Source organism: Streptomyces sp. NBC_00207 (assembly GCF_045160965.1).
Lineage (GTDB): Bacteria > Actinomycetota > Actinomycetes > Streptomycetales > Streptomycetaceae > Streptomyces.
This window is the reverse complement of the sequence record NZ_CP130715.1, coordinates 565,020-579,255: the sequence shown is the minus strand read 5'-3', so window position 1 is coordinate 579,255 and position 14,236 is coordinate 565,020. Positions and strand designations below refer to the sequence as shown.

The window sequence follows — 14,236 nt, the reverse complement described above, 5'->3', positions numbered from 1 at the left end:
TCCGGAAAACGGAAGCACCCCCACCGCAGGTCCCGGCAGGGGCGCCGCAGCGGTAGGCCCGCGGACCGGACCGGACCGGACCGGACCGGACCGGACCGGATCGGACCGGCCGACGGCGACGGCGGCGGCTCGATCCGGTCCCGCAGTGGATCAGCGATCACTCACAACGCACCCCTACCGGACGACCGGCCAACCCAGCGAAGAGGCACGCGGGGCCACTGGGGCGGGCCGCCGTCCCGGGGGTACGTGTGCGGCCCCCGGAAGGTCAGGCCCCGGAGCCGGCGAGGCGGCGCATCGTGTCCATGAGCTCGGGCGGCGGAGCGATGCTCATCGTCTTGGTCTCGTCGTCGAAGACGGTGATCGTGGTCAGGCTGCCCGCCCGCCACCAGAAGACCCGCGGCGAGAGACGTCCGGGGCCGTCCTCGTAGGCGCCGAGGCCGAACTGGGCGAGGTCGTTGACGGCCTCGCCCACGTGGCGGTCGGCGAGCGGGTAGAAGACGAGGTTGTGCCGGTTCGGGACGGTCAGCAGCACTCCCTCGGCGGGGAGTTCGGGGCCGCCCGCGGCGCGGACCGCCTCCTCGAAGACGAGCGCCTTGCTGGCGGCGTAGACGGAGTCGCCGCCGATGATGTGGAGGACGGCGCCGCCGGGGCGCTCGATCGTGTCGTACCCCACCGGTTCGGCGAGCAGGTTGCGGCGCGCGGCCGCGTACAGCACGTCGCGGTCCACGCGGGCGATGTCCTGGTCGTCCAGGAGGCGGACGCTGTCGGGGGTGTCGTACGCGATGCCCTCCAGCAGGTCGGTGGCAACGGGCCGCAGGTAGCCGAACTGGTGGGCCGCCTCGGCCGGTATGGACTCGGCGGCGGCCAGCCGCAGGTAGACGTTGCGCAGCGGGTCTGCGGCGGCGTCCGGGGTGGCGGTGGGCGTCTGGTCGGTCATGCGCTGTTCCTTCGGCAGTGGTGGTAACGGGCGGCCGCACCGGGCATGGGCGCGCCGTGTCGGGCGGCCCAGGGGGCGGCCGTGCAGACCGGAGGGGGCACCGCGACGGTTCCCGGCCGGCCGGCCGGTTCCGGGCGGCCACCTGGTGGATGGGGCGGGCCGGGCCGTGCTGGGCGAACCGGCGGACCACCCTTGCGGAGTGCGTCCCTGTCTGTGGGTCAGGTTCGAGATCAACCGGACACCGTCACCGTATCAGCGGGTTTGCGCGAGGCCGCGGTCTGGGCGGACCGACCCGCGCGAGCGGGCCGGTGGGCGCCGGGGCCCACCGGCTCGAGGGCGGTCCGGCCGGACTAGGTGTGCAGGAGTGCCGCGTGAAGAAGTGCTGGAGTGCCGACGATGCGAGGCCCCGGGACGCGGATCCCGGGGCCTCGCTGTGCACTTCGCTTGACCGCCCGGTTCAACGACCGGCTGGGCGTTGCGTTACGCGCAGCGGATGCCGAGTTCGGCGGGGGCGCTGCCGGTTTGGCTTGGGCGGGTCCGGGCTCACACCCAGGTGTAAGTCTCGTCGGTGACGGCGTCCAGGGCGGCGTCGGTGATCGTTGCGTGGGGGTCGGTGAGGGCGGCGAGGGCGGGGCCGATGGGCGGGAAGATCGGCAGCCCGGCCGCCTTGCGGTAGTCGACCCACTCGATCACGCCGACCTCGTGACTGCCGTCGGGCAGTTCGTCCAGTTCCTGCTCGGCCAGAGCATCGCGGAGCTCGGGGGTGATGTGGAAGCGGTGGATCAGGTGGAGCTTGCGCGGTGGCGGGGTGGGTCCGGGCCGGGTGACGCGCTGGTCGACGACCCACAGGAGTTCTCCGCCCTCGGCTTGGTCGATGTCCAGGTCGAGCTCTTCGGCGAGTTCGCGGCGGAGGGCTTCACGAAGGTCTTCGCCGTCTTCGACGTTGCCGCCGGGCGGGGTGTAGTGGGTGGAATCGGCGCGGTCGCGCCGGATGAGTGCGACGTCATGACCGCAGAACACCAATGCCGCGGTCCGGATCTTGATCCGTGAGAAGGGGGCGGGCGCGACGGTTGGGGTGGGCGTGGCAGGGGTGCTTGTCATGGTTGCCAGTATCGCGGCGGTGAGGCCAACGCCGTGGATCTTGGCGCCTGTTCCCCGGTGGGGATGACGTGCCGCGTACGATCTCAGGGCTGAGGCGCCGGCTTTTCGTACTCGGGAGGTCGGTTCGCCGCGCGCTGCATCCCGAAACTCCTACGAGCCGTCCGGCCCTTCCGCCATGTCACCGGGCACCACTGCGCTCGCGCCGGTTCCGTACGCTGACAGCGTGTATCGACCCAGCGCCCGCTTCATGCGCACGACCGCGGAGCGCAACGGCCAGATGCTCCCGTGGAACCGAGGAGATATGTCGTACTTCGCCGCCGGAGCGTGCCGCATCCTCACGTATGCGTTCATGGACACCATCCGGAGGCGGCCGGTTCCAAACCGTCAGTCTCCGGCCACAGGAAGCGAAGGACCCCGGCCACGTCTACGCCACGGACGGGACTTGGGCATTCGATCACGCCGGCTGGGCGCCGCAGAGCGAGTTGTTTGGCGTCACATGGGCGACCGAACCCGCGGTCGACTCCCAGCCGCGGATTACCACCATGGATCTCGACACGTTCTGCATCCGCCACCACCACAGACCGCGGCCACTCTCGCGTTCGATTCGTGGGACCGGGTCCTTCGGTACATGGCGTTCCGCTCGGCGGCCGGCTCTTGGCGGAAGTCCGCGGTGGCCGCCGGGCAAGGGGAGCCGGCACTTTCGGCTCACCGAAGACGGGGGATCCCCTTGACCCTGGACAGGGTCTGAGCCCGGCGCGGACGTGCTCAGCCCTCTGCAGAGGGCGATGCCCACGGTGGGGGAGGACCCCGGTGGCGGAGGACCCCGGTCCAGACGCACCAGATGGCAGCGGCTTCCGGATCGACGGTGGGGTGTGGGAGCAGATCGAGGTCTGCCTCGTTGGGGCCTCGGAGCGACTGGGCGGCGCGTCGCCGGCTGATGACGTAGCCCACTGGGCAACGGCACGCTGTCAGGCCCGGAACCGGACGCGCCTACGGGAGGTCGCGTCCGGGATGCGAACCTGCCCGCCTACGTGCACGGGGACGCCACCGCACAGCACATGGGGCACCAGCAACCCGTCGGTCTGCATCCCTTCGCGGGATGGACGCGGGCGGCCTGCGGATCGTGGAGACCGACCTGGAACCTCCGGTCGACCGCCGCCCAGGCGCGGCGCAATGAGTTCGACCGTTCTCTGCGAGCCTGGCATCGTGGATCCCATGAGCTCCGAGCCCGCGCCACACCCCACACCCGTCCGCCATCACGACCACGGCACATGGCTCGTCCAGTTCACCAGCCGGATGCTCGTGGTCTGCCCGAGGTGTGGCGGCCGCGCTCTCGTCGTGCCTCGGCCAGATCTCGTGGCGCCGAAGTACTTCAGCGACCTGCTCTTCCGGCCCCGCCGCCTTGCGTGCGCGGGGTGTGGCGCGGTCGCCGACTGGGCGGCAGAGGAGCGCGGCGGCGGTCTGGTCGGAGCGGTGCCGGGAGGCACCGAGGACCCCTTCTTCCGGCGGCCACTGTGGCTTCAGACCCGCTGCGCGGGGCGCATTCTGTGGGCGTACGACGAGGAGCACGTCGACGCCCTCGCCGCCTACGTGGGCGCACAGCTCCGTGAGCGGCACGCCTCACCGACGAGGGCGATGTTCGCCCGTCTGCCGGTCTGGATGAAGTCCGCGGAGCGGCGTTCCGAGGTGCTGGCCGGCTTGGCGACTCTCCGGGCCCTCGCCCAACTCTCGGCTCCCGCCGACCGCTCCGACGCAGCCCACGAACGCGGCGACCGCCCGCGCCACCACGGCAGCCGGCTCTTCCGTGGCGGCCCGTACTGACGACACGGTCCGCGATTGAGGTCGGGCTTGCGGCGGGTCGCCCCGGCGGGCGGAGCGGTCGGCGCCTCGCGAGGTGACTTGCGCGGTGGGCCTCGCCGATGCCGATCAGGGGCGCCACTCTTCGCGATAGTCGGCGTGATCGGCGTACAGCCCGCGGCAGACGGGGTGCTGCGCAATCGCTCTCAGCCGTCTGATCGGTGGACCGCTCGGCTGCGTATGCGGTCCTGACGGCCCCGGCGGCCCTGTGTCGGCGTGCTCGTCAAAGTGCTCAGCCAGGTACACGCGAACGTGCCCAGTGACCGGCTGGCGCGGGACTCGAGATCGCCGTCCGGGCTCAAGGGATGAGGACGACCTTGCCTCGGGTCCGTCCGGATTCGCTGAGGTGGTGGACGCCCGCGACGTCGGCCAGTGGACGTGACTCGCTGATGTCGATGCAAGATGCCCGACGTCATTGCGGGCAACCATGTGCATCGCGCTCACCCCGGATTCGGCAGCCGGCTCGATCGGTGTTGCGATCGAGATGATCCTCCCGCCCGGCCGCACCAGAGGGGCCAGAGCCGTGACATCCGGCGGGCTCAGCGGGACCAGATTGAGCAGAGTGTCCATCGGACCGTCGAGGGCGACACCTACCGGCTTGGCGGTGTAGTCGATCACTTGGTCCGCCCCCTGCCACAGGACCGCCGCGGTGCTCCGAGGACTGGCCGTGGCAATCACCTCGGCCCCCGCGTGCTTGGCAAGCTGCACCACGAAGCCTCCAACGCCGCCACCTGCACCGTTGACCAGCACCTGCTGACCGGCGGCTACCTTCCCGTGCTCGAAGACCGCCTGCCAGGCCGTCAGGCCAGCCACGGGAAGGGCCCCCGCCGTCGCGAGAGGGATGGAGGTCGGCGCCGCGACCAGTACGGCGGCAGGCGCACGGACGTACTCGGCAGTTACGCCCCCGCTGTCGAGCCGCCCGATGACCCGGTCGCCAACGGCGAAGCCCTCGGCCCCCGCGCCGATCTCGGCCACGGTGCCAGCGACGTCCCAGCCGGGCACGTAGGGCAGGTCCACGGCGAAGAACGCCTGCAGCAGCCCGGCGCGGAGATCAGCTTCGGTGGGATTGAAGGAAGTCCCGGCGACATGGATGAGTACTTCGCCGAAGGAGGGTCGTGGACGGGGAACGGCTTCGTAGCGGATCACGGAGGTATCGCCGTACTCGTGGATACGTGCTGCCTGCATCATCGTCATGCCTCGAATCTAGGACTGCACACGGAGACGATCCATGCGTCAGACTGCCCAGTTCATGCGTGTTCGTCTCGTGCCCGTATTCACGGCGCATGGATGTGCTCAGCGACGTGGTCGCGGTGACGCGGAGTGGCCGGCCCCGGTCGGTGCATGTGCGCTGGCATGCCCCGTGGGGACAGGAGTTCTCCTCCGTACCGGGCTCGGCGGGCTTCCAGGTGGTCCTGCAAGGTTCCTGCTGGCTCCTGCCCCCGCACACGGAGCCTGTCCAGCTGATAGAGGGCGACGTGGTGTTCCTGCCCCACGGCACCGGGCACACCCTGGCCAACAGCCCCGAACGCCTGATGACAGCGGCCGCCTGCGGCCCCGACGACCACGAGCCGTACAACGCCTACGCCTCGGACAGTGTCGACCGGAGCGGAGACGGCGGCCCGGTCACCGTGGTGCTCTGCGGGGCCTACCAGCTCGACCCGTCTCGCAGCCACCCGCTGCTGCTGACCCTCCCGGATCTCATCCGCCTGCCGGCACACCCGCACCGCCATCCCGAGAACCACACCGTCCAGGCCAGGGCCTTGCACGCCTACCTGCACTGGCGCAACCAGAACGCCCGCCACCCTGGCCGCCCAGCGACGCATCCGAAGCTGGGGCGGCAGACCACTACCAGCCGCAGCCTGATTTCCCAAGCTAGACAAACAATCCGTCCTGGTCACAGCACTAGCCTGGCGGCGAGTTGTCCTGACGGCCACGCTCGCGGAGCAAAGACGGCGGCAGGCCACGGGCGCCATCCAGTCTGGCGCCGTCCAGCTTCGCTCCGGTGAGGACCGCGCCGCTGAGGTTGGCCTTGCTGAGGTTGGCCTTCGAGAGATCAGCACCGGTCAGGTCGGCATTGCTCAGATCTACCCCGGCAAGGCCCGCCCCCGAGAGGTTTGCGCGGGAGAGGTCCGCATCAGTCAGGCGAGCGCACCCCCCGGGGCGCCGGTGCATTCCGGTCTCAGTTTCTTCCCAGTAGGGGCCTGCACAGAACTTATGCTTGGCGAGGTTTGCGCCGACGAGCACGGCACGGGTCAGATTCGCGTTGTGCAGTTTGGCGCCGGTCATGTCAGGACAAGGGCCTGGGTCGGGGCCACGCCTACGGTCGCCGCCGCAGAACCATGCGTCTGTGAGGTTCGCTTCAAAAAGCACTGCCTCACGGAGGTCCGCCCCGGTGAGAGTTGCCTTACTCAGGTCGGCTCCAAGCAGATCCGTATGGTAGAGGTTCGCACCCGAGAGGAAGGCTTTGCGAAGCTGTGCATCTGTGAGGACGGCCCCGCTGAAGTCGGTTCCTGCGAGGTTCGCACTGTCCAGGTTGACGCCAGTCACGGGCGGCCGGGAGGACGGGCGAGACCATCCGCTCAGGATGGTTTGACTCAAGTTGATCGTCACTCCCTTGTCGTGGACGGGTAGACGTCCGGCCAAGGCATTCATCACCGCTTCGATGTCGGCAGATGGTGGCCCCGTCGCAGACGTGGTGCTCGTCGGCGCGGGAGCACGACGACGTGCGTAGGCAGACAGAAGGGAGACAATTGTGGGCTGGTCGCGGGGGGAGTCGTGCATGATGCGTTCCAGCGCATAGATGGCAGCCAGTCGCAAGTCAATCGAGTCTGATGCGAGGTTGACGACAGCGGTGTTGAACCGGCTGGTGACCTGTCCCTGCTCGCTGATCTGTAGTTCTCTACTGGTCTGATTGACCTGTATCCAGGTGAAGAGCAGCGCCGCAAAGGCTGCCAGCCCTGGCAGACTGAGGATCAGTAGGGAGAGCCTCTCCTGGCGGTTGCTTCCCGCATCAGCACGCGTCCCGAACCGGCGCCTCCTCAGCTGCTGCCTGACGACACGTCGATCCGCAATCCGGCGGAGCCGTCCGTTGTTGTGTGTCCCGGTCACCTGACCTATGCCACACCCCACCGCCACGGCGGCTGGGAAGCCACACCGAAGAACACCCGACTGGAAGCCGCCCGCTCGGAAGGCCATGCCAGAAGGGAGGTGGCGGGGCCGGCCAGCGTTGAGATGGCTTGGCCAAGGGTGTACTGGCCGGTGTCAGGCAGGCCAGCGGGCGCGTGGGCCATGAGCATGGCCGCGGCAAGACGCAGGCCGTCCTCCTCCGTCCCTAGCCCCCTGAGGTTGGCGGTCAGGACCAGTCCGGAGGCCTGAGGTCGCCACGTACACACCCAGCACAAAAACGGCCGATGCCTATCAGCGCGTAGGTGTAGTCCGTGCTCCCCTCCTGAACCCGGCAAGGGTTTCTGGTCACAGCACAGACGATCAGGCGGAACCGGGCGGTGGTGCCCGAGTCGCCGGGGGTGGGGACACCGTCGAGGTAGCCGTCGATCGCGAGGGGTATGGCGTCCATCAGATTGCCTCCGCCCGCCTGTGGTGGGTGTGGTCGGTCCGCAGGCCCCAGAGCAGCAGCTCCTGGTTGCGTTGCTGCTGTCCGCGGGTAGGGCGGGCGGGCTTCGGCCCGTGCCGGTGCCAGCTGGGGTGTGATGCGGGTTCGGGGCAGGCCAGGGCTTGGTCGGAGTCGTGCTGCGGGATGTCCATCGGGGCCTCGGGGCCTCGGGGCGGAGGCGGTGAGGCGTGGTCGTTGTCGCGCCGGCCCTTGGCCTGGACCTCGGAGGCGAACCTCGTTGAGGCTCGCGGCAATCCAGTCCTTAGCACACGCTCTGTACGCGACTCGCCACAGTGGGAGGGCATCGGTGTGGGCCTGTCGCACAGCAGGCAGGGGCAGTTCAGCCAGACCGTCGACCTGCTGGCTGGCGCGCCGATCGAGGAGCGCGCCGGGAACCGGGATCAGACCGGCTTCCCACAGCGGCTTCATGCGGCGTCGGGCTGTCACAGCCGAAGCCTGGCGGCTGCTGGAGCACCTGCTCCGCCAGGTCCTGCGGCGCTTCCAGGGCCCGAAAAGCCCGGCCGCGGGGATGGGGAGGGGGAACGGCCTATCGCCGCCACCTACACGTGGCAGCGATAGGCCGTCAGGGACCGGTGTGCAAATAGGGGGCCCAGCGGGACGGGCTGTTCGGGTAGGCGTCGCGGAGGATCCGGACGGCGGCGTGGACAGCCTCGGCCGGGTCGGCCTGCTCCGACAGCAGGGGGTAGAGGAGCTCGGTGAACCTGGCAGCCGCGTCATCCCACACGGAGAACTGGGTGGCGATGACGTGCCGCCATCCGGTGTGGTGGAGGGCGTTGGCGAGGGTCATGACCTCGTCGAGGTGAGTGATGCCGCCCGTCGCGGTCTGGCAGGCGCTGAGGACGGCCAGCTCTCCCTGGGACGGCGGCTGGGCCAGCAGGTCAGTGAGTGACAGCAACCCGTCCTGGAGTACGAACCCCGCCTCGGACGGAGCGACGAGGTTCTGCGTGGCATGGCAGGCGAAGTGGACCCGCGTGTGGCGGCTGAGGGCGTCGCGTGCAGATTCCCGACGGGCGTCATGGAGCAGGGTGTGGCGGGGGAACTCTCTGGTCAGGAACGCTCGCTCGGCATCGACGTTGGGCAGCGGGGCCGCGTCCGGAGCCTTCGGCACCGCGATGATCAGCAGGTTGCCAGGTGGGGCGGGGGCCGTCTCTCGGGCCTGCGCCAGAGCCCGGAGCGAGGGCAGGATCGGTGTCGCCGGATGCGGTGTGCAGGGGCAGCATGGTGAGCGGGCCTGTCGGGCACCACCAGATCCGGCGGGGCCGTTCGGGGATGGAGTCCAGGACCGGCCCGGTGACGGTCTCGGAGAGCCGGCGCAGCAGGGCCGCCAGCCGCCGCTCCGCGTTGATCACCAGGAGCGGGTTGCCGGAGGCTGCGTCGAGCGCCCTCATCGACTTGAGGTGCTCGTCGGCCCAGCGTGCGGCCTCGCCACTGGTGAGGTCCGGCAGAGGCACGGCGCGGATCTCGGCGCGATCGACGATCAGGGCGTCGCACCGCCACCGGCTGACGTTCAGCAGCACGACGAGGCCGTGGTCGCCCAGCTGTTCGACGCCCGTTCGAGGAGGTCGGCGGCCTCATCGATGCGGTCGATGCCGCCGCGGTCGAGCTTCTCCACGATCCGTACCGCGGCCCGCAGCGGCTTCAGGACCTCCCGGGGATACTCCGTACTCGTCCGGCGCTCACTCTCGATTCCCTCGACGATCCGCGCGGCGGGCCTGAGGATCTCCAGCAGTTCCACGACCTCCGGAGAAGGCTCCTCGGCGGCGCGGCGCTCCAGCTGGGGCAACACCTCGTCAGGGACGAGGCCTGGCGTCGTTGCCTGGATGACCTGGAAGTAGCCGAGGGAGAGCTCGAGTTCCTCCGCCACCACGCCGAGAGCGGCTGCATCGGCGGTGAGAGCGGCCACGATCAGGAGGCACCGGTGCCGGTGCCACCGCCAGGAGGCCAGGGCGACCACTGCCCCCAGCACGTGCATCGCGTCGGCGCCCTCGTGAATACCGGCGCGAACCCGGGCGGCGCACTGCTCGGCGCCGCGGTCCAGGATTCGGCCCGCGTCACCGTGCTGGACCCACGCGAGCACCCGTCGTTGCAACTCGTCCACTTCGCGTCCTGCGCGCCGCCCGAACCATCGCATTTCGGAACCCTGTCCGTAGTCCGTAGTCCCACCCCGACCCTTCAAGATGGTGAAATGACTGACGTTCCGCAGTCCGCCGTTCCCGACGAGGCCGAGCAACTCGCCCGCTGGTGCCAGCTCCTGCCCGAACTCGAAGACGCCGCGGCGGGCGGGCCCGCGTCGGACGCGTTCCGGACGCTCGGATTCAACCGGGACCCGCCGCGACGCCGGTTTCCCCGCCCTGCCCCGGCCGGAGGTCCCCACCGGGGTCTACCGATGTCCGACAGGCCGCTGTGGCCGGTCGGAGGGCAGAACTGAGGACGGCCGGGTGCCGGTCTGCCGGATATCCGAGACCAGGCTGACGCTGAGGACCGGGGCATGGCCGCGTTCCTCACCGGCCTGGGCGGCAAGATCGCCGAGCGATGGCTGTCGCTGCTGCCCGCCCTGCTCTACGGGGCAGCTGTGCTCTGCGCGGCCTGGCTGCCCTACGAAAACGGCCTCGACAAGGGGCTGCTCGCCGACCACGCCAAGGATTATCTGAAGACCTACAACGGCAGGCCGTACGCGGTGGCCGTCCTGGTGGTCCTGGTCCTGCTGGCTGTCGCCGGGCTCGGGGTGCTGGCGCGGTTCGTCGCGATCCTCGTCGGACGTGCGTGCCTTGGGCCGTGGCCGCGGCCGCTCGCCCCGCTGACGCCCCGGCTCACCGAGCGCCGCAGACGCCGCGTCCCGAACGGTCTGGAACGCTACCGGCCCGCCTGCCCGACCGCTGCCGCCGACCGCGTCAGGCTCATCGACGAGCGGCTGGACGCTGAATAGGGGCTGCGCGCCGCCCTGCTCTGGCCGCGACTGTGGCTGCTGCTGTCCCCGGACGTCCGGGCCCCGATCCAGTCGTCCGCCCAGGCATACACCGCAGCCACGGCCCTGGCCGGCTGGGGCCTGCTCTACCTGGTGTTGGGCCCGTTCTGGTGGCCATCCCTGCTCATCGGCGCGGCGGAGTACGCCACGGCCGCGGTGCGCCTGCGCTCGGCGATCGACGTCTTCGCCGAGCTCGTCGAGTCCGCCGTCGACACCCACCAGCCGGCCCTGGCGGCCGCCTTCTCCCTGACACTCGCCAACGGCTCGATCACCCCCGCGCTGGGCGCCGACGTCACCGATCGCCTCAACAAGGGCGCCTGACCTTCACTCGCATCCTCGGGCTCGGCGCGACCCAGCGGGATCGACATCCTGCACCGCCGGGTCGCACCTTCGGGCCGGGGCCACCGCGTTGTCCGTCCAGTCTCTCTCCATGCAACTGACGGGACCTATTGCCCGCTTGATCACCGGCGTCCTTCCGCGAGGCCCGCTGCCGTGCCCGACCTCCTCACCGATCCGTGACCACCATCTCCCCGGCCTCACCGTCCATAGGAATTGACAATTCTTAAGGCGGCGCGGACAGTACCCGAGTCGCCGAGGGTGGGGCCGGAAGTCGCGGGTTCCGCTGATCGGCGACTACGATGGCCGGCAGCGGCGAGCCAACCCTGGGCCCCTGATGTGTTCACTGACGACCTATCCGCCCGGGTTGCGCAGCGAATTCAGGCCCCTACCCAGTGTCGGGTCTGACAGCATCAAGAGAATGCCGAGGCCTCAGCTCCTTACCGCCCAGCATCTACCTTCCCTCGAGCCGTTCTTAGGCGCCACGGGGACCGTCTTTCGTACCTTCGCTGATCAGGACTCCGGCTGTGTCTCGTACGGTGTCGAGATCGACGGTGAGCGCTTCTTCGTGAAGACCGCAGCCACGGCCGGCACCGTCGCCTCACTGCGCCGGGCTCTCGCCGTGCACGAGGTGGTTGCCCATCCCGGTCTCATTCCGATCGTGCACAGCTTCACCACGGACGACGGGCTCGCGCTCGTCTACCCGTGGGCCGAAGGCGAGGTTCTCTATCACCCCACCCGCGCCCGCAACGGCGGCCGGAACCACCCGAACAGTGCCATTGCGCGCTTCCGCCGATTGCCTCTGGGGGAAGTCCTCGAGGCCCTCGCCGTGGTCCTCGATGTCCATCTCGCCGTCGCCGACGCGGATCTCGTCGCCGTCGACTTCTACGACGGCTGCACCTTGTACGACTTCGCGACGAGCACCATGCGGCTGTGCGATCTGGACGAATACCGTCCCGGCCCGTTCGTTCTTGAAGCCGACAGGTTGCCCGGTTCCACCCGGTACATGGCACCGGAGGAGTTCCAACGGGGAGCCGTCATCGACCAGCGCACAACCGTGTTCAGCCTCGGCCGTACGCTGCGGCTGCTCCTCGATGGCGGCGACGCAGAGCAGGATTGGCGGGGCACCGCCGCCCAGCTGGCCGTGATCGCCACAGCGACCGTCCCGAACCCGGTCGACCGCTACCCGAGCGTGCGCGCCCTTGCGCAGGAGTGGAGAGCAGCAGGCTGATGCCAGTCCCGCCACGGCTCTCGGGCCGTGGCGGGACTGGCAGGTCGTGAGCGCTCTGGTAGGTGGCTGGATCACTCTCCGAAGACGCGGACCAAGGCGCCATGGGAGTTGGGTTCATAGGTCCGTGCGCTGTCCTGCAGGAGCTGCGGCTCGACTTCGGTGGCGAGGTCGATGCCGGTCATCTCGGCGACGGTGGCGACGAAGAGGACGACGTCGGCAAGCTCCTCTCCGAGCACCCTCACGGTCTAGCGAGCGGGAGGAGGGAGCTGCGGAGCGGGAGTGCCTGCTGCTTCCTGGGCGGTCATGACCTCATCGCCGTGCTCGAAGGCCCATGCGCCGATGGCGTCGATGGGAGCAAGCAAGGTCTGCCCAAGTGGGGTGAGTTGGTACTCGACCCGCGATGGCGCGTCGGGATGAGCCTGCCGGTCGACCAGTCCGTTGAACTGCAGCCGGCGCAGCGTCTCGGTAAGGACCTTGGAACTGATGCCCCCGATCCGCTCCCGTAGTTCGACCGGCCGCCTGGGTCCGTCGCGCAGCGCCCAGAGCACCACGGCGTTCCAGGTATTGGAGAGCAGGTCGAAGGCGAGGCGGGCGCGGCAGTCGGCGAGAGGGGCGTCGGTCGTCACGTACCAAATGGTGCCCCAACCGGCTTCTAGCGTCGGTGTGAAAGGCAAGACAGGCATGGAGAGGGGCCGTGTGATGAGAATCGGCGTACTGGGAACAGGCAACATGGCCGACGCGCTCGCCACCCACTGGGTACGGGCGGGGCACGAAGTGACCATCGGGGGACGGGACGCCCACAAGGCGGAGCAGCTCGCGACGCGCATTGGAGGCAGCGCGAAGCCTGCCAGTCTGCGCGCAGCGGCCGAGTCCGGTCAGGAGGTGGTGCTGGCCGCACTGCCCTTCGAGGCGGGAGCAGACGTGGCACGAGAACTGCGCGCATCCCTGGAAGGCAAGGTGCTGCTCGACTGCTCCAACCCGGTCGGGCCGGGCTTCCGTCTCCTGACGGAAGGAGGCCCCTCAGCCGCGCAGCGACTGGCTGTGGCGGCTCCGGGAGCGCACGTCGTCAAGGCTTTCAACCTCTGCCACGAGGACGTGTGGCGCATGAGTCCGCCCGTCTTCGACGGGCGACCGCTCGCCGTACCCGTCTGCGGGGACGACGCGACGGCCCTGGCGCGGGTACACGCGTTGGTGCAGGACGTGGGCTGTGAACCCGTGGCCGGCGGCAGTCTCGCACGTGCGGGACTCCTGGAAGCGACCGCCGCGCTGTTCATCGCACTGTGGGTCGTCGAGGGAGCGGATGCGCAAGCAATCGCACCTCCGCTGGCCTACGCGGCCGGACCGAGGCACCAGGAAGCCGGGGGCGGCACGAAGGCATTTCGTGAGGGCTTCTAAGGGAGACGACATGTGCTTGGACGCCGCTTGAGCGGGGACTCGTGGGGTTTCCGAAGCGCGGCTCAGGAACATGCGGGCCTACCGGTCAACAGCCACGTGCGGCGGCGGAGCCGGTCAGATCTGCCGGTCCGGGTGAGAAAACGTCAGGACGCCCGCAGTGAGCGGGCGCCGGGCCGGAGCAGGTGCGGCTACGGTCTCGCCGGGCGGCTGGCGGAAGTCGGCCCCCTGCGCGAGCGGCAGCGGCTGGCGGCCGCCGGAGTGGGCAGGCACGGGAGCGTCAGCGGCAGGGTCGGAGAAGGTAGGCAGCGAGAGAGGTCGACGGTCAGTCATGATGCCTAGTCTCGCAGCCGCGCGGACGGGGGAGGACCGGAGCGTACGGCCGGCCTATGGAACTCTGTGCCGCAGTCGGTTCGCGGGCGCGGGGGAGTCGTGCAGCCACGCGAGCCATCGGTGTGAGCTCGGGGGAGTGTGCGGTGACGTCGACCGGGCAGGGCGCAGTGGTGCGGCTCATGAACGGGAGCCTAGGTTCCGCCGATGACAGGGCGAGGACCGGCCCGGTCGGTGGTGATGAGCCGGATCATGGCCCAGGGCGGATGCGCCGGGCCGTATCCCGCTCCGGGAGCCACGCGGGACGAGCCCGATGGCGGGCCCGTACCGCGTCGTCCTGGTCCGGGTGGCGTTTATGGCAGCTTCAGCCAGGGGCTCTTGTTGGCCATGGTGGCGGTCTTGCTGGCGGTCCAGAAGATGGTCGTGTAGGTCGCGTAGGCCCTGCCGGGCTCCGCG

15 protein-coding genes are annotated in these 14,236 nt (G+C 69.7%); 6 read left to right on the top strand and 9 right to left on the bottom strand.

Annotated features, from left to right (window positions below; genetic code table 11):
- Positions 1-265: 265 nt before the first annotated feature.
- On the bottom strand, positions 266-937 hold the full coding sequence (locus tag OG472_RS03070) for a hypothetical protein (RefSeq protein WP_405827552.1): 672 nt from the start codon (positions 935-937) through the stop codon (positions 266-268).
- A 543-nt stretch (positions 938-1,480) separates the two neighbouring features.
- Complete coding sequence (locus OG472_RS03065; protein WP_405940847.1) at positions 1,481-2,038, bottom strand: NUDIX domain-containing protein; 558 nt, start codon at positions 2,036-2,038, stop codon at positions 1,481-1,483.
- Between the two features lie 1,215 nt (positions 2,039-3,253).
- Between OG472_RS03065 and OG472_RS03060 the strand changes: the two genes are divergently transcribed.
- Entirely contained in the window at positions 3,254-3,859 is a 606-nt protein-coding gene (locus OG472_RS03060; RefSeq protein ID WP_405827549.1) for a hypothetical protein, read from the top strand.
- A gap of 105 nt (positions 3,860-3,964) precedes the next feature.
- On the opposite strand, the gene OG472_RS03055 is transcribed toward OG472_RS03060, so the two are convergent.
- Positions 3,965-5,089: an alcohol dehydrogenase catalytic domain-containing protein gene (locus OG472_RS03055; protein WP_405940846.1), complete on the bottom strand. Its 1,125-nt coding sequence runs from the start codon at positions 5,087-5,089 to the stop codon at positions 3,965-3,967.
- An 89-nt stretch (positions 5,090-5,178) separates the two neighbouring features.
- On the opposite strand from OG472_RS03055, the gene OG472_RS03050 reads away from it, so the two are divergent.
- Positions 5,179-5,901 (top strand): cupin domain-containing protein, encoded by a 723-nt coding sequence (locus OG472_RS03050; RefSeq protein WP_401614420.1) that lies wholly within the window; start codon positions 5,179-5,181, stop codon positions 5,899-5,901.
- On the opposite strand, the gene OG472_RS03045 is transcribed toward OG472_RS03050, so the two are convergent.
- The 4 genes from OG472_RS03045 to OG472_RS03030 form a co-directional block, all read right to left on the bottom strand.
- On the bottom strand, positions 5,798-7,090 hold the full coding sequence (locus OG472_RS03045; protein WP_405940845.1) for a pentapeptide repeat-containing protein: 1,293 nt from the start codon (positions 7,088-7,090) through the stop codon (positions 5,798-5,800). The two genes, OG472_RS03050 and OG472_RS03045, sit on opposite strands and share 104 nt — an antisense overlap.
- 378 nt (positions 7,091-7,468) lie before the next feature.
- Entirely contained in the window at positions 7,469-7,759 is a 291-nt protein-coding gene (locus OG472_RS03040; RefSeq protein ID WP_405940844.1) for a hypothetical protein, read from the bottom strand.
- 329 nt (positions 7,760-8,088) lie between these two features.
- The gene (locus OG472_RS03035; RefSeq protein ID WP_405943133.1) at positions 8,089-8,709 is read right to left on the bottom strand and encodes a CHAT domain-containing protein; all 621 of its coding nucleotides are present in this window, start codon (positions 8,707-8,709) and stop codon (positions 8,089-8,091) included.
- Between the two features lie 324 nt (positions 8,710-9,033).
- Positions 9,034-9,624: a hypothetical protein gene (locus tag OG472_RS03030; RefSeq protein ID WP_405827541.1), complete on the bottom strand. Its 591-nt coding sequence runs from the start codon at positions 9,622-9,624 to the stop codon at positions 9,034-9,036.
- Positions 9,625-10,014: 390 nt separating this feature from the next.
- Here OG472_RS03030 and OG472_RS03025 point away from each other — a divergent pair, with 390 nt between their 5' ends.
- The 3 genes from OG472_RS03025 (at position 10,015) to OG472_RS03015 (ending at position 12,058) form a co-directional block, all read left to right on the top strand.
- Positions 10,015-10,452 carry a hypothetical protein gene (locus tag OG472_RS03025; protein ID WP_405940843.1) on the top strand — a complete coding sequence of 146 codons (438 nt, stop codon included), beginning with the start codon at positions 10,015-10,017 and terminating at the stop codon, positions 10,450-10,452.
- 132 nt (positions 10,453-10,584) lie between these two features.
- A complete protein-coding gene (locus tag OG472_RS03020) occupies positions 10,585-10,812 on the top strand; it encodes a hypothetical protein (RefSeq protein ID WP_405940842.1) in 228 nt (75 codons plus the stop codon).
- Between the two features lie 436 nt (positions 10,813-11,248).
- Positions 11,249-12,058, top strand: coding sequence for a serine/threonine protein kinase (locus tag OG472_RS03015; RefSeq protein WP_405827538.1), 810 nt, complete (start codon positions 11,249-11,251; stop codon positions 12,056-12,058).
- 71 nt (positions 12,059-12,129) lie between these two features.
- Here the strand turns inward: OG472_RS03015 and OG472_RS03010 are convergent, their stop codons facing one another.
- Both OG472_RS03010 and OG472_RS03005 read right to left on the bottom strand, forming a co-directional pair.
- Positions 12,130-12,294 (bottom strand): hypothetical protein, encoded by a 165-nt coding sequence (locus OG472_RS03010; RefSeq protein ID WP_405827536.1) that lies wholly within the window; start codon positions 12,292-12,294, stop codon positions 12,130-12,132.
- Between the two features lie 9 nt (positions 12,295-12,303).
- Positions 12,304-12,684, bottom strand: coding sequence for a winged helix-turn-helix transcriptional regulator (locus tag OG472_RS03005; RefSeq protein ID WP_405827535.1), 381 nt, complete (start codon positions 12,682-12,684; stop codon positions 12,304-12,306).
- 73 nt (positions 12,685-12,757) lie between these two features.
- On the opposite strand from OG472_RS03005, the gene OG472_RS03000 reads away from it, so the two are divergent.
- Positions 12,758-13,453 (top strand): NADPH-dependent F420 reductase, encoded by a 696-nt coding sequence (locus tag OG472_RS03000; RefSeq protein ID WP_405940841.1) that lies wholly within the window; start codon positions 12,758-12,760, stop codon positions 13,451-13,453.
- The last annotated feature ends 783 nt before the right edge of the window (positions 13,454-14,236 follow it).

Excerpts from the sequence above, each read along its gene's own strand:
- OG472_RS03070 (WP_405827552.1), bottom strand. The coding sequence starts at position 937 with ATGACCGACCAGACGCCCACCGCCACCCCGGACGCCGCCGCAGACCCG.
- OG472_RS03065 (WP_405940847.1), bottom strand. The coding sequence starts at position 2,038 with ATGACAAGCACCCCTGCCACGCCCACCCCAACCGTCGCGCCCGCCCCC.
- OG472_RS03060 (WP_405827549.1), top strand. The coding sequence starts at position 3,254 with ATGAGCTCCGAGCCCGCGCCACACCCCACACCCGTCCGCCATCACGAC.
- OG472_RS03055 (WP_405940846.1), bottom strand. The coding sequence starts at position 5,089 with ATGACGATGATGCAGGCAGCACGTATCCACGAGTACGGCGATACCTCC.
- OG472_RS03050 (WP_401614420.1), top strand. The coding sequence starts at position 5,179 with ATGGATGTGCTCAGCGACGTGGTCGCGGTGACGCGGAGTGGCCGGCCC.
- OG472_RS03045 (WP_405940845.1), bottom strand. The coding sequence starts at position 7,090 with ATGGCCTTCCGAGCGGGCGGCTTCCAGTCGGGTGTTCTTCGGTGTGGC.
- OG472_RS03025 (WP_405940843.1), top strand. The coding sequence starts at position 10,015 with ATGGCCGCGTTCCTCACCGGCCTGGGCGGCAAGATCGCCGAGCGATGG.
- OG472_RS03015 (WP_405827538.1), top strand. The coding sequence starts at position 11,249 with ATGCCGAGGCCTCAGCTCCTTACCGCCCAGCATCTACCTTCCCTCGAG.
- OG472_RS03000 (WP_405940841.1), top strand. The coding sequence starts at position 12,758 with ATGAGAATCGGCGTACTGGGAACAGGCAACATGGCCGACGCGCTCGCC.